The sequence below is a fragment of the Burkholderia sp. LMG 13014 genome (assembly GCF_905232215.1).
GTDB lineage: Bacteria > Pseudomonadota > Gammaproteobacteria > Burkholderiales > Burkholderiaceae > Burkholderia.
Genome location: NZ_CAJNKE010000148.1, coordinates 1 through 12,050, shown reverse-complemented (window position 1 = coordinate 12,050; position 12,050 = coordinate 1). Strand labels below are relative to the sequence as shown.

Here is a 12,050-nt window from a genome sequence, read left to right as displayed (position 1 = left end):
CGGCCTGGTACTGCGCATGCCGGCCCGGGTCGAGCGTGTCTTCCAGCAGGATGTCGTGGCCGAGCACACCCTGGGTGTGGCCCGGATAGATCATGAAGCCGGCCGCCTCGTCGGTCCCTTCGCTGCCGTCCTGCCAGAAGCTGCCGTTGCGTTCGCGGCGCTCGGGATGCGGCGCGAACCACGTGTCGCGGTCGGCGGCCGGCATCGCATGATGCAGGCGGAAGAACACGCGCATCAGGTTGTCGCGATACCACTCGCGCACCTGCAGATACCAGCCGCGCATGCCCGGCGCGCCGAGCGTGTGGAGCACGCGAACCGGCAGCGGCCAGTCGGGAAACGCCTGCAACGGCAGGCTGGTGGACGCCGGGCGTGCGGTGCCCGGATCGGTTTCCCACGGCAGGCGATGCGGGCTGTCGTCGAGCTGGCCGTATGCGGTCGGCGGACGGCCCCACAGTGCGCCGCCGCTGCTGGCCAGCGATGACGCGATGCACAGGTTGCCCTGCACGACGAACACGTAGAAGCGCGTGAACCAGTCGGCCAGTTGCTGGCCGTCGGCGCGTCGCTCGACGAGCGTCGCGAGTTCCCGGTCGAAGCGCTGCAAGCCGCGCTCGAGCGTCGGCAGATGCCCGCGCGCGACGCGCAGCATGCGCCAGAACACCGGCAGCGAACGCAGTAGCCGCAGCGGTCGCCAGCGCAGCGGCGGTGTCGCGCCGCCGATCTCGCCGCTGTAGTTGCCGGCCGACACGCCCCAGTCGGCGAGGCGGGCGAGGAACAGGTCGTTGTTGATGTACGACGCGCCACCGTAGAGCGCGGTAAATGGTTCGTTATCCTGCAGTACCCGTGCATCCCAGCGCGCCATGATGGCCGGGATGCTGCCGGCCGCACGCCGTTGCGCATACTCGACCAGTCGGCTCGGCTGCGGCGGCAGGATCTCGGCGATGTTCGCGGCGGTCAGGTGCCGGTGCCAGCCGTAGCTGCTGATCGGGCGGTACTGCAGCAGCCACAGCCGCGTGCCGTCCCACGCCCATTCGACATCGCCCGGCACGTAGTGGAACGCGCGCAGCACGCGCTGCAGGAAGTCCCACAGCTGCGTCGCGCTCAGGCCGTGCGCGGTCGGGAACGTACCGCGCTGCCAGGGCTCGCCGAGCCGCGACAGGATCGCGCGCTGCGGGCTGGCTTGTCCGTCGGCGAGCGTTTCGAGGTGGCCTTCCACCCATTCGACTTCGACCGCGAGATGTCGCACGAACGCGATACCCGACAGCACGGGCGTGATGAAGCGCTGCACGACCGTTTCCTCGAGGCCGCCGTCGAGCAGCTCGGCCACGCGCGCGGCCGCTTGCGATGCCGGTACGCGCAGGAACGTGGTGTGCAGGCCGGCGTTGGCCGCATCGGCCTGGTCTTCTCCGTGGCTCGACGAGCGGATCGCCCACTCGGCGTCGGGCTGGCTCGCGAGAAAGCCGGGCAGGCGCGGGTCGTCGGCACGGGTCAGCGACAGCGCGGGCGGCACGGGCAGGCCGGCCATCGTGGCCAGCGCCAGGCGCCCGCCCTTGGTGTGCGCGACGAAGCCGGCGTCGCCCGCTTCGAGCCACTGCGCGAATGCCGCCGGCGTGTCGATCCACGGATAGTGTCCCCAGCCGGCCTGCAGCGTGACGGTGAGATCGGCGCGCGCGAGGATGGCCGACCACGCGGCGGCCTGGCGCACGCCGAGCACGTTGTCCTGGTCGCCCCACACGAGTTCGATGCGATCGGTGACCCACTCGAGCAGCGGCAGCGCGGTATCGGCGCGCACGAGATCCCAGTGCGGCAGGAACGCGCGGCAGCGCGCATAGCCGGCGCCCATGCGGCGGTACTGGGCGCGCGTCCAGGTCAGGTTCGAGAACTTGCGGGCGAACAGCGCCGGGTAGTGCGCGAGCAGCCAGTGGATGGTCTTGCGCAGCGGTTTCGGCGCCATCAGTTTCGGCAGGCGCCGTTCCCACAGGAACGCACCGACGGGCGCGAGCAGCACGCTGCGGCCGAAGTGGCCGGGGCGCCGCTGCAATGCGTGCAGCACCAGCAGCGCATTCACGCCGACCGCCATGATCGCGTGGCCCGGTTCGGTCGCATCCAGCAGCGCTTGCGTATACGCGGCGAGATCGTCGCAGGGCGGCGCGGGGTTGTCGCCGAAGCCCGGCAGTTCCAGCGGCACGGGCCGGTAATGCCGGAAGTGGGGCAGCGCATCGTCCCACCAGTCGGCCGCGCTGCCGTTGCCGGCGAGGAGGTACAGGATCGGTTTGCTCATGGAGGCTTGGTCGGCGGGCGATCGTCGCGATGGCGCACGCCCGGCCGGGGCGGTGCCGTCGGCGGATGCCGCGGGTCTTGTTCGTGTCGTCTTGTTCGCGTTGCGCCGGTGCGAGTGGAATGGAGGCGTGGCCCCGCTCGGCTTGATGGTTGCGGGCATTCTACGCGAGTCGATTCCGTTCGAGAGGCATGCGGGGTTGCGGAGTTTCGGATGCGCGATCGATACCCGTTGCCGGGTGTCTATTGAACGAAATGCTTCGAGGCCGGCGAATGATCCGGATCGAAGCGCGGATTTCGCCTGAACGAAAAAAGCAGCATCGGGCCGCCGGCGTTCACGGGGCCTGATGCAAGGCATGAAACAGAAAAGACGCGGGTCATGCCTTGCGTGTGCGGGAAGCCTTGATGCCGGCAAGGCAGCCAGCTTGCCGTCGTGAGTCGGGAACGCGTTGGCTGCGGGCTCTTTAAACGGCCACCGATTGCGCGCTACGCGTCGGGGTCCACGCCCGCGCGCGGCGTGCGCCCGGTCCAGCGCCGATACGCATGACGGAAGCTGCGCGGCTCGCTATAGCCGAGGCGCTCCGCAATCGCCGCGACCGTCAGCTCAGGGTCGTCGAGCATCCGCTGCGCCTCGTCGCGGCGCACGTCGTCGAGCAACGACTGGAACGTGAGGCCATCCTTGTCGAGCCGCCTGCGCAGCGTGCGTTCCGTCAGGTGCAGTGCGTTCGCGAGCGACGTCATCGACTTGAAACGCCCGAGGTCGCGCGCCATCAGCTCCTTCGCGCGATCGGCAAAGCGCGTGCCGACCGACGCGGCCCACTGCCGTTCGAGCGCCTCGCACTGGCCGTGCAGCGCGTTGAAGCTGACTTCGTTCGCGAGCAGCGGCATCTCCGTGCCGTTCACCGACGTGAACACGAGGCGGTTGTCGCCCGCATTGAACGCGATCTTGCAGCCGAAGTGACGCGCGTAGTCGGCCGCATTGCGCGGCGTGCGGCGCGCGAGCTGCACCTGCGCGGGCCAGACCGGCTTGCCGACGAGATCGGACACGATCAGGCGCAGGCTCGACAGGCACATGTCGACCTGGAACACCTCGAGATCCGGCTCGCCGTTGTAACGGCTGATCGTCACGCTCATGCCGTCCGCGTGCGCATCGATACGCACATCGAAATACAGCCCCATGAATAGCGGAAACTGGCTCATGCACCGGAATGCCTGCATCACCGAGCCGCTGATCAGCATCGCGTAGCCGGCGAGGCCGAGCGTCGACACGTGCAACCGCGCACCGATCGACAGCCCGATCGACGGCACGCCGCTGCGCTGCAGCAGGTTGTGGAAGCAGCGCTGCTCCTGGCCGCGATTCACGTGCAGGTTCGGCGACGCGACTTCGGCCGCGCCGAGCCCCGTGCCTTCGAGCAGCGCGGCACCGTCGATATGCCGCACGCGGCACTCGTCCAGCGCGACCGCGATCGCGTGGACGGTGGCGGGAATGTCCTCCTGGCGGCCGGCCGGGCGCGCGAGGCCGAGCGACGAACGCAGGCTGCGCTCGGCCCGGCTCTGGTTTCGATGGGAGCGGCTGTCCATGGTGCTGACGGGGCGACTGGGTCGCGTAGAACATAGCCGGAATGTCCGCAAAACGCCAGTGCGGCACAGCACCATGCAAGCCGCGCCGGCGCGGCGCGCGGCGCTGTGTCCGGAAATATCCCCTGATTACGTCCGCTTTTCTCATTCGTGGTCGATTTTTTGGCGCACCACACTTTCTGCCAGTCGTGCGCCGCCGGCCATGCCGGGCGAACGAGTGTTGGAGCCGTGAACGCCACCCACGTGAGGACAGCATGGACAACGACAGCCCAGGTCGATACGCATCGGCCGCCGCGACGCATGACTTCGGGACGCACGCCATTCGCAGCGAGGCGGACGAACGCCGCAAGCCGCACCTGCTCGGACTGGCGACGCTGGTGATCTTCGGCCTCGCGTACATGCTGCCGATGACGGTGTTCACGACCTACGGGCTCGTCACGAGCGAAACGAACGGGCATCTGACGGCCGCGTATGCGGTCACGCTGGTCGCGATGCTGTTCACCGCGCGCAGCTACGGCCACATGGCGCGGCTGATGCCGAGCGCGGGGTCCGCCTACACGTTCGCGAGCCGCAACTTCGGCACGTCGGCCGGCTTCATGGTCGGCTGGGCATTGCTGATGGATTACCTGTTCATCCCGATGATCAGCTACCTCGCGATCGGCATCTACATGAAGCAGATTTTCCCTGGCGTGCCGGCCAGCGTGTGGATCGTCGGGAGCATCGCGCTGATCACCGGGCTGAACATCGTCGGCATCCGGCTCGTCAATCGCGTGAACCTGATCCTGATCGCGAGCCAGCTCGTATTCATCGCAATCTTCTTTATCGCTTCCGCGCGGGTCGCGTCGGGCGAAGGGTTGTCGATGGCCGTCGCGCTGCCGTCGTCGGGCGATGCGCGCGCGATCTTCGCCGGTTCCGCGATCCTGTGCCTGTCGTTCCTCGGCTTCGATGCGGTCACCACGCTGTCGGAGGAAACACGCGAGCCGAAGCGCACGGTGCCGCGCGCGATCCTGCTCTGCACGCTCGCGAGCGGTGTGCTGTTCATGCTGGTCGCCTACGTCGGGCAAGTGGTGTTTCCCGACTGGCACGCCTTCAAGGATCTCGATTCGGCCAGCCTCGAACTGATGCGGCGTATCGGCGGCGGCACGCTGTCGGCGTTCTTCGTCGCGGTGTACGTGGCCGGCTGCTTCGCGAGCGCGATGGCCGGGCAGGCGAGCGTGACGCGCGTGCTGTTCGCGATGGGCCGCGACCGGGTGCTGCCCGAACGCGTATTCGGCCACCTGCATGCGCGGCTGCGCACGCCGGTGCGCGCGACGCTCGCGGTCGGCATCGTGTCGTTGTCCGCGCTGTTCATCACGCTCGATCTCGCGTCGACGATGATCAGCTTCGGTGCGCTCGTCGCGTTCGCGGTCGTGAACCTGTGCGTGATGCGCAGCTATCTGTGCCGCCCCGAGCATCGCCGCTTCGCGGGCTGGATCACGTTCGGCGTGATGCCGGCGATCGGCTTCGCGATGAACGTGTGGCTCTGGTCGGGACTGTCGCGCCAGACGTTCTACGTCGGCACCGGCTGGCTCGTGCTCGGACTCTGCCAGCTCGTGTGGCTGACGCGCGGCTTCACGCGCCCGGCGCCGACGCTGTCGATGAATTGAATGACCGGCCGCGCCGCGTCGCGCCGGACTTGAAACCCTGAAGGAGGAACGACCCATGAACGCTGTTGACGTCAATCTCGATGCGGACCTGCAGGCCCTCGGCAAACGCCACCTGCTGATGCATTTCACGCACGCCGATGCGTATCGCGACCACGCGCTGACCGTGTTCGACCGCGGCGAAGGCTGCTGGCTCGTCGACCGCAACGGCAAGCGCTACTTCGACGGGCTGGCCGGGCTGTACTGCGTGCAGGTCGGCTACAGCCACGGCGCGGAAATCGGCGACGCGATCCGCGAGCAGATGGTGCGGCTGCCGTTCGCAACCAACTGGGGGGTGGGCCACGAGCCGGCGATCAAGCTCGCGCACAAGCTCGCGACGCTCGCGCCGGAAGGGCTGAACCGCGTGTTCTTCACGTCGAGCGGGTCGGAGTCGAACGAATCGGCGATCAAGCTGGTGCGCCAGTATCACCAGTCGCGCGGCGAGCCGCAGCGGCGCAAGTTCATCGCGCGGCGCGTCGCGTATCACGGCACGTCGTTCGGCGCGCTCGCGCTGAACGGGATGACAAACTTCCGCAAGCATTTCGAGCCGCTGATGTCGGGCGTGCGGCACGTGGGCAACACGAAGCGTTACGGCCGCCCGGTAGGCGAGACGGAAGCGCAGTTCACGCGCCACCTGCTCGACGAGATCGAATCGCTGATCGTGCAGGAAGGGCCGGATACCGTTGCCGCGATCGTCGTCGAGCCGCTGCAGAACGCGGGCGGCAGCCTGACGCCGCCGGCCGGCTACGCGGCCGGGCTGCGCGACATCTGCGACCGGCACGGCGTGCTGCTCGTCGCGGACGAGGTGATCTGCGGGTTCGGCCGGCTCGGCGAATATTTCGGCTCCGCGCGCTACGGGCTGAAGCCGGACATCATCACGTTCGCGAAAGGCATCGCGTCGGGCTATGTGCCGCTCGGCGGCGTGATCGCGAGCGACACGGTCGTCGACACGGTGCTCGACGGGCCGCAGCAGATGTTCCTGCACGGCGCGACCTACGGCGGCCACCCGGTCGCGTGCACGGCCGCGCTCGCGAACCTCGCGATCATGGAGCGCGAAGGCGTGCTCGACAATGTGCGCAGCAACGAAGCGGTGTTCCGCCAGACGCTCGACGGCCTGCTCGAACTGCCGTGCGTCGGCGACGTGCGCGGCGACGGCTATCACTACTCGCTCGAACTCGTGACCGACAAGTCCGCGCGCCGCTGGGCGGCCGGCATCAGCGCGCAGGCGTTCGTGTCGACGCTGCTCGCGCCCGCGATCTTCGACGCGGGGCTGCTGTGCCGTGCCGGCGTCGATCACGAAGGCACGCCGATCGTGCAGTTCTCGCCGCCGCTCGTGATGTCGCGCGACGAGATCGTGTGGTTCGTCGCACAGATCCGCGACATCCTCGTCGACACCTATGCGCGGGCGACGCGCTGAGCGCGGCGTCCTTCATTTGAGGAGCATTCGATGCGAACGTCACAACAGTCCTATATCGACGGCCAGTGGCTCGATCCGGCCGATGCGAAGTCGATCGACGTGATCGACCCGAGCACGGCGCGGCCGTATGCGCAGCTCAGGATCGGCAGTGCGGCCGACGTCGACCGCGCGGTCGGCGCGGCGAAGCGGGCCTTCGACACGTATTCGCGCTGGCCGGTGGACGAGCGCGTCGCGCTGCTGCGGCGCGTGCTCGAGATCTACCAGCGCCGCTACGAGGAGGTCGCGCAGACGATCAGCCAGGAGATGGGCGCGCCGATCGCCTTCGCGCGCGCGGCGCAGGCCGCGGTCGGCACCGCCCACCTCGAACAGACGATCCGCGCGCTGCAGTCGTTCCGCTTCAGCACGCAGACCGATTCGCTGCTGGTGTCGCATGAGCCGATCGGCGTGTGCGCGCTGATCACGCCGTGGAACTGGCCGATCAACCAGATCGTGTGCAAGGTCGCGCCGGCGCTCGCGGCTGGCTGCACGATGGTGCTCAAGCCGAGCGAGATCGCGCCGTTCAGCGCGATCCTGTTCGCGGAGATCCTGCACGAAGCCGGCGTGCCGCCCGGCGTGTTCAACCTCGTGCATGGCTACGGGCATGAAGTGGGCGACGCGCTGTCGCGGCATCCGGAGGTCGACATGGTGTCGTTCACCGGGTCGACGCGCGCGGGCGTCGAGGTCGCGAAGGCGGCGGCCGAGACGGTGAAGCGCGTGCACCAGGAGCTTGGCAGCAAGAGCCCGAACCTGATCCTGCCCGACGCCGATATCGAGGATGCGGTCACGCGCGGCGTGCGCAGCTGTTTCAGCAACAGCGGCCAGTCGTGCAATGCGCCGACGCGCATGCTCGTGCATGCGGACCATCTGGCGCTGGCCGAGCAGGCCGCGCGCCGGGAGGCGGAGCGCACGGTCGTCGGCGATCCGCGTTCGACGGAAACCGGCATCGGGCCGGTGGTCAGCCGCACGCAGTTCGACCGCATCCAGCACTTCATCCGGCTCGGGATCGAAGAAGGCGCGACGCTCGTCGCCGGCGGCCCCGGGCGGCCGGACGGGCTCGGCGACGGCTTCTACGTGCGGCCGACGGTGTTCTCGAACGTTACGCCGGACATGACGATCGCGCGCGAGGAGATCTTCGGGCCGGTGCTCGCGATCATGACCTACCGCACCGAGGACGAGGCCGTCGCGCTCGCGAACGATTCGGTCTACGGGCTCGCGGCCTACGTGCAGTCGAAGGATCCCGAGCGGGCGCGCCGGGTGGCGGCGCGGTTGCGGGTCGGCAATGTCCACATCAACTACCCGCCGTGGAATCCGGCCGCGCCGTTCGGCGGCTACAAGCGCTCGGGCAACGGCCGCGAGTACGCGGAGTTCGGCCTCGTCGAGTATCTGGAGACGAAGGGCACGACCGGGTACGCGTGAGCCGCGCGCGCTGACGATTCCGGTTGCCCCGGGTCAGGCGCGACGCGCATGTGCCGTTGCGGAGGCCGCTTGCGGCGTTCGGCCTCGACGGCCCGGGGCGTTGTGGCCGAACCCCGCGCGGTTGAGGCATTCAGGCCGCCGCGCGGCCTGCGACGGCGAGCCGATGCCGCGCTTGCCAGCCGTCAGTCCTCGTCGGAATCCGTTGCGGCCGCATGGGATCCCGCAACGAAAGCGGCGGCCCGCCTGCGGATCTCGGAATCGAGGATCAACCGCCCGCGCAGCTTGCCTTTCATCCGCTTGACATGCTTGGGCGCCTCGGTCATGTGCTCGACCATCAGCGCACGGACGCGCTCGGCATCGCGCTCGCGTGCGGCCTGCAGGATCGCCTTGTGGATCGCGACATTCGCTTCGCCGAAGCGCTTGTGTTCGACGAGCGGCGTGTCGTTCCGGAACTCGATCAGCTGGCGGATCATCTCGTTGATCAGCTCGCAGTTGAAGCGCAGGAACGGGTTCGGGTTCGCGGCCGCGAGGATGTCGTGGAACGTCGTGTCTTCCTGGCGCTGGCGCAGCATGTGCCCGCGATCGTGCACGCCCGATGAGCCGTCGCAGCACGCGATGTTCGCCTCCAGCGCCGCGAAGTCGCGCTCGGTCAGGTGCGGCACGGCACCGGCCGCCAGCTCGGGTTCGAGCAGCTTGCGCACGGTGTAGATGTCGTCGATCGTCACGTCCTTGAAAAACAGGTAGTTCTGCAGGAGCTGCAGCGTGCGGTCGAGCGGCACCTCGACAACCATCCCGCCACCCGTCGGCCCCGTCGTGACCTTGATGAGCCCCTGAACCTCGAGTGACTTCAGCGCCTCGCGGATCGTGCTCTTGCTCACCGCATAGAGCTGCTGCAGCTCGGCTTCGCGCGGCAGGCGGTCGCCCGGCTTCAGGTCCTTTTCCGTGATCAGCCGCTTGATCTCCTCGGCGACGAGGTCGGCCCGCTTCGGCTGCTTGATTTCGACCGCGAGGCCCGCCCTGGCTCGATCCATGACCATCTTCACGACTCCTTTGTCTGACTGCGCGCCGCGTCATCGTCGACGATCCGCTCCGGCGCGAGTACGGAATTTTGCCTGATTGACACCAATTTTGATCAACTCTAGCATCAGGTTCATTCTATTTATCATGATAAATAGGATCAACCGGCGGCGCGCATCCTGCAGGGCGTGGGCACGGTTTGGCAGTCGGTCGCATCGCGTGTGTCCCCCTTTATCAGGAGCGTCAACTTGAATCGCCGAGAACTGTTGAAACTGGCCGCGCTGTCGGCCATGCCGGGCGCGCTCGGCAGCTTGTCGTCCCGTGCCGCGTTCGCGCAAGGTTCATCCATCCAGCTGGCGTGCCCGGTGCCGATGTCGGGGCCGTTCGCCGCCAACGGCAAGTACGCCGATCTCGGCATGCAGCTCGTCGTCCAGCAATACGGCAAGGTGCTCGGCGCGCCGCTCGCCTACACGGCGCTCGACACCGAGGGCAAGCCCGCGACCGCCGTGCGGCGCGTGCAGGAGATCGCCCAGCAGAAAGGCGTGCGCTTCTTCGCGGGCGGCATCCTGTCGTCCGAATCGCTGGCGATGGGCAAGGAAGTCCAGAAGGCGGGCGGCGTGTTCATCACGACGGCCGGTGCGGACGAGATCACCGGCAAGGATTGCAACGCCGCGACCTTCCGCTGGTCGGTGCCGACCTTCGGCGCGATCGAGCAGACGGTGCGCCCGTTGACGCAGATGCTGCCGAAGGCGAAGCGCTGGTACACGATCACGCCGCAGTACGTGTTCGGCGACGGCCTGCTGTCGGCCGCGAAGGCGATCTTCAAGGAGAAGGGCATCGAGCATGTCGGCAACAGCTACCACTCGCTCGCCGAGAAGGAGTTCAGCGGCTACCTGACGAACGCGGCGGCCGCGCAGCCCGACGTGCTGCTGATCCTGAACTTCGGCTCGCAATCGTCGGACACGCTGCGCCAGGCCGTGAGCTTCGGGATGAAGCGCAACTGCACGATCCTGCTTGCGTGGGCCTCGGGCCTCGAGCAGTTCGAGGCGCTCGGGCCCGACATCTGCGACGGCGTGTATTTCGGCGCGCAGTACTGGCACGGCATCGATTCGCCGCTGAATCGCGATCTGGTGAAGCGCACGAACGCCGCGTTCAAGGCGAACCCGAACTACAGCCTCGCGGGTTCGTACATCTGCTCGAAGATCCTGGTCGACGCGATGGTGAAGGCCGGCAGCGCCGATCCGAAGAAGGTCGTCGCGGCGATGGAAGGCATGAAGTACGACGGCCTCACGGGCCCGGAGGAAATCCGCAAGGGCGACCACCAGGTGCTGAAGAACTACTACCTGCTGAAGGGCAAGCCGAAGAGCCGGATGAAGAGCGCGGACGATTACGCGGACATCGTCAGCTCGGGCCAGTCGTTCCTGCCGATCGACAAGACGAGCTGCAAGCTCGCGTGACGCAATGCGTGCGTCCGCGGCAGTCGTGCGCCGCGGACATCCGTTACCTTCCTTTCTGACACGGAAGCCATGAACGTCTATCTGCTGCAGATCGTCAATGGCATCGGCGTGGGCATGCTGTATTTCCTGCTCGCCGTCGGCCTTTCGATCGTGTTCGGCCTGCTGCGCTTCGTGAACTTCGCTCACGGCGCGTTCTACCTGCTCGGTGCGTATCTCTGCTACCAGGCGCTGCAATGGTCGGCGAATTTCTGGGTCGCGCTCGCGGTCGTGCCGCTCGTCGTCGGCGCGTTCGCGTGGGTCGTCGAAAAGCTCGTGCTGCGTCATGTGTACGCGCAGCAGCACGAATTCCACATCCTGGCGACAGTCGGGCTTGCGCTCGTGCTGCAGGAGTGCGCGATCCTCGCATGGGGCCCGCTCGGCGACAACGTGCCGCCGCCCGACGCGCTGAACGGCGTCGTGATCTGGGGTGGCTTCGTCTACCCGAAATACCGGTTGTTCGTGATCGGCTTCACGGCCGTGCTCGCGGCGCTGCTGTGGTGGGTGCTCGAAGGCACGCGGCTCGGCAGCACGGTGCGCGCGGGCAGCGAATCGTCCGAGATGGTGTCGCTGCTGGGCATCAACGTGACGCGCGTCTTCAGCCTCGTATTCGCGCTCGGCGCGGCGACGGCCGCGCTCGCGGGCGTGCTCGCCGCCCCGATCCGCGGCGTCGATCCGTTCATGGGCATCGAGGCGCTCGGCGTGGCGTTCGTCGTGGTCGTCGTCGGCGGGATGGGGAATTTTCTCGGGGCGCTCGTCGGCGGGCTGCTGGTCGGCATCGTGCAGAGCCTGATGAGCACGCTGTGGCCGGAAGGTGCACGGCTGATGATCTATGTCGCGATGGCGGCCGTGCTGCTGCTGCGTCCGAACGGTTTGCTCGGGAGGGCCGCATGATTCAATCGTCCAAATCGCTCCCGCCCGGCGCGCCGGCGTCGCGGCGCGCGCAGTCCTGGCGCGCCGTACTGCAACGGCCGGAAGGCTGGCTGGCCGTGGCCGTCGCGTGCATCTTGCCGGTCGTGCTGAGCTCGGGTTCGCTCGCCACCGAAGTGCTCGTGTTCGCGCTCGCCGCGCTCGGCTGCAACCTGCTTCTCGGCTATACGGGGCTCCTGTCGTTCGGGCAGGGGATCTTCTTCG

8 protein-coding genes and 1 pseudogene are annotated in these 12,050 nt (G+C 67.9%); 6 read left to right on the top strand and 3 right to left on the bottom strand.

Annotated elements, in window-relative coordinates:
- Together JYJ84_RS16790 and JYJ84_RS16785 are read right to left on the bottom strand one after the other, a co-directional pair.
- A partial coding sequence (locus tag JYJ84_RS16790) for an alpha/beta hydrolase (RefSeq protein WP_205189297.1) occupies positions 1-2,278 on the bottom strand: 2,278 nt, incomplete at its 3' end.
- 482 nt (positions 2,279-2,760) lie between these two features.
- Positions 2,761-3,855 (bottom strand): AraC family transcriptional regulator, encoded by a 1,095-nt coding sequence (locus tag JYJ84_RS16785; RefSeq protein ID WP_175223472.1) that lies wholly within the window; start codon positions 3,853-3,855, stop codon positions 2,761-2,763.
- 251 nt (positions 3,856-4,106) lie between these two features.
- Between JYJ84_RS16785 and JYJ84_RS16780 the strand changes: the two genes are divergently transcribed.
- Genes JYJ84_RS16780 through JYJ84_RS16770 form a run of 3 tightly spaced genes read left to right on the top strand, consistent with a single transcriptional unit; the run spans position 4,107 to position 8,406 of the window.
- Positions 4,107-5,498, top strand: a complete 1,392-nt coding sequence (locus JYJ84_RS16780; protein ID WP_174960009.1) for an APC family permease — start codon at positions 4,107-4,109, stop codon at positions 5,496-5,498.
- 55 nt (positions 5,499-5,553) lie between these two features.
- Positions 5,554-6,951, top strand: a complete 1,398-nt coding sequence (locus JYJ84_RS16775) for an aspartate aminotransferase family protein (RefSeq protein WP_122950110.1) — start codon at positions 5,554-5,556, stop codon at positions 6,949-6,951.
- A gap of 30 nt (positions 6,952-6,981) precedes the next feature.
- Positions 6,982-8,406, top strand: a complete 1,425-nt coding sequence (locus tag JYJ84_RS16770; RefSeq protein WP_122950109.1) for an aldehyde dehydrogenase family protein — start codon at positions 6,982-6,984, stop codon at positions 8,404-8,406.
- Positions 8,407-8,588: 182 nt separating this feature from the next.
- Here the strand turns inward: JYJ84_RS16770 and JYJ84_RS16765 are convergent, their stop codons facing one another.
- Positions 8,589-9,443 carry a FadR/GntR family transcriptional regulator gene (locus JYJ84_RS16765; protein ID WP_122950108.1) on the bottom strand — a complete coding sequence of 285 codons (855 nt, stop codon included), beginning with the start codon at positions 9,441-9,443 and terminating at the stop codon, positions 8,589-8,591.
- 228 nt (positions 9,444-9,671) lie between these two features.
- Between JYJ84_RS16765 and JYJ84_RS16760 the strand changes: the two genes are divergently transcribed.
- From JYJ84_RS16760 to JYJ84_RS16750, 3 genes and pseudogenes are all read left to right on the top strand, one after another.
- Complete coding sequence (locus JYJ84_RS16760) at positions 9,672-10,880, top strand: ABC transporter substrate-binding protein (protein WP_122950107.1); 1,209 nt, start codon at positions 9,672-9,674, stop codon at positions 10,878-10,880.
- Positions 10,881-10,949: 69 nt separating this feature from the next.
- On the top strand, positions 10,950-11,810 hold the full coding sequence (locus tag JYJ84_RS16755) for a branched-chain amino acid ABC transporter permease (RefSeq protein WP_122950106.1): 861 nt from the start codon (positions 10,950-10,952) through the stop codon (positions 11,808-11,810).
- Positions 11,807-12,050 (top strand): annotated as a pseudogene (locus JYJ84_RS16750) (branched-chain amino acid ABC transporter permease); the annotation flags it as partial. The gene JYJ84_RS16755 and the pseudogene JYJ84_RS16750, both read left to right, overlap by 4 nt.